Raw genomic sequence first — 1,958 nt, 5'->3', positions numbered from 1 at the left:
CAACGGCAACGGATCCGACGACGACACCAACTCCCGCAACGGATGACGAGCCAGAACCCCATCCACCTCCGGCGTCAACGCCGCCGCCAGACGGGCGACCGGGGGGCGGGACTCGTCACGCAGGGCGCGGACGGCCGCCCGAATCGTCTCCCGCTGCGGTCCGTCCGGCACTCCGGCGGCGGCCCGCTCGTACAGGCCGGCGCCCTCCTCCAGGACCAGCGCGACGTCGATGCGCGACGGGACCTTGATCCTCGCGTGCTTCCGCCAGGTGGTGACCGGATCGCTCCACGCCTCCACCAGATACGTCCAGTTGCCGACCGAGCGCGGAGTCACCTCGGCACCCCAGCGGTCGCCACCCGGCTCCAGCTCTTGCATCGGCGTCCACGGGCCGGGGCGGCCGTCGGGGTCCAGCAGGACGACGTTGGCGCCGATGGCGTCATGCCCCTCGCCGAAGACCGTCGCGGTGACCTGGAAGGTCTCCCCCTCCACCGCCTTCGCCGGACGCCGGCCGCGGTCGACGGCCGGGCGGACATCGATGATCGGGATGCGTCCGACCGTGGGCCTTGCACGGCCGGCGAGGGGGGTCGTCCCGTCGCGGTGCACGGCCTGCGGTTCCATCGATTTCACCTCCTCCCCCGGTCTCGAGCCTCGGCGGACGCCGGCTCTCCGGTCCTCGGCCCACAGCCGGGTACGACGTCTCCCTACGCGATCACCGACGGCATGGGGCGGGCTTTGTGCACGGCCCGCTCAGGGGCCACATGGGCCCTCAGATAGACCTCGGCAGCGTCGACGGCCTCGCGCGCACAGCGCTTGCCCATCAGCACGCACAGGGTGTAGCCCGTGTTCTCGAAGTTGCCGCGTACCGCGCGGTTGTCGGGGGACGCGAGCATCAGACGTTCCCACGCCCGGTACCGCTCGAGATGTCTGGCGACCTCGGCTGTGGCTGGCAGCAGCATGGCGCCGGTCACCTCCCACTCTCTGCGCTGGAGCACGGTTCCGGACGGTCGCGGGGCCGCGGTCCGGACGGTGCGCGAAGGCCGTGGACGGAGCGGTATCGGTCCGTTACGGCGCTCGAGACCTTCACCCATGGTGCACGGGGCGCCACCCAGCGTCCTGTTCGGTTTTCAACCACAGTGGTGCGTGGTTTCAACCACAGTGGTGCGTGGGCTTCGTGTTGCACGAATGGAGTAGCAATCGCACTCTGGGACTGACTCAGAAGCGATGACCGCTCACGCTTCGTGATCGGGGCTCGCGCCCACTGGGGCGAGGAGGAGTAGAGCTTCGCCGGTGAGGAGCCAACGACGATGAAGACCGCAGCGCCCTGCTACTACCATCTCGACGTGGAGATCAGCCCGGAGCGGATAGGACAGGTCCGGAGAATTCTGGCCGCCCATCTCCGGTACTGGAATCTGGACACGCTCGTCGAGCCCGTCTGTCAGTGTTCCGATGCGCTGCTGCGCACGATCGACGAACACGCGACGGACAAGAACACCACCATCGAGATGTGGTGGAACGGTCAGCACCTCATCACCGCGGTACAGGACAGCGAACGCGACATCAGGCCGCACTACGCGCCGGCCGGCTGCCTGGCGCAGATCGCGGCACTGAGCAACGGCTGGGGCTGCTGCGCCACCAACACCGGGGGGAAGATCATCTGGTTCTCGCAGCGGGCCCGGGCCGGCGACCACGCCCTGCTCGTGCCGGTGGGCCCCGCACCGAGCCTGCGGGAGACGCGCCCCCTCCCCCGCGCCCTGCGGCTTAGGGGGGACGCCAGCGGGCGGTTGGGGGTTAAGGCTCGGGCCGAGAAGCGGGAGCCGGCCCTGGCCCCCGCCTGACTGCTACGGCCGAGCGGGCGCGCCCCAGCGGGACTGGCCGGGGGCGCGCCCGCGGCGGCGCCCCGTGGGCGCGTGCAGCGGGGCGCGCCCCCCCCCGCCGGGGCGTGGGGATGGGCGTGAGGG

The 1,958-nt window shown here is 71.0% G+C and carries 3 protein-coding genes; 1 reads left to right on the top strand and 2 read right to left on the bottom strand.

Translation table 11 applies throughout. From position 1 onward, the window contains the following. Both ABT186_RS47570 and ABT186_RS47565 read right to left on the bottom strand, forming a co-directional pair. Positions 1-618, bottom strand: a 618-nt coding sequence (locus ABT186_RS47570) for a maltotransferase domain-containing protein (RefSeq protein WP_351930670.1), incomplete at its 3' end; no start/stop codon positions are given. Between the two features lie 83 nt (positions 619-701). Continuing rightward, complete coding sequence (locus tag ABT186_RS47565; RefSeq protein WP_502973562.1) at positions 702-992, bottom strand: DUF5133 domain-containing protein; 291 nt, start codon at positions 990-992, stop codon at positions 702-704. Between the two features lie 312 nt (positions 993-1,304). On the opposite strand from ABT186_RS47565, the gene ABT186_RS47560 reads away from it, so the two are divergent. Further along, entirely contained in the window at positions 1,305-1,835 is a 531-nt protein-coding gene (locus ABT186_RS47560) for a pep a2 (RefSeq protein ID WP_351930668.1), read from the top strand. The last annotated feature ends 123 nt before the right edge of the window (positions 1,836-1,958 follow it).

The organism is Streptomyces sp. NPDC001634 (assembly GCF_040298185.1).
Taxonomy (GTDB): domain Bacteria; phylum Actinomycetota; class Actinomycetes; order Streptomycetales; family Streptomycetaceae; genus Streptomyces.
Note: the sequence above shows the minus strand (reverse complement) of the source record. Positions and strands in the feature narration are given on the sequence as shown.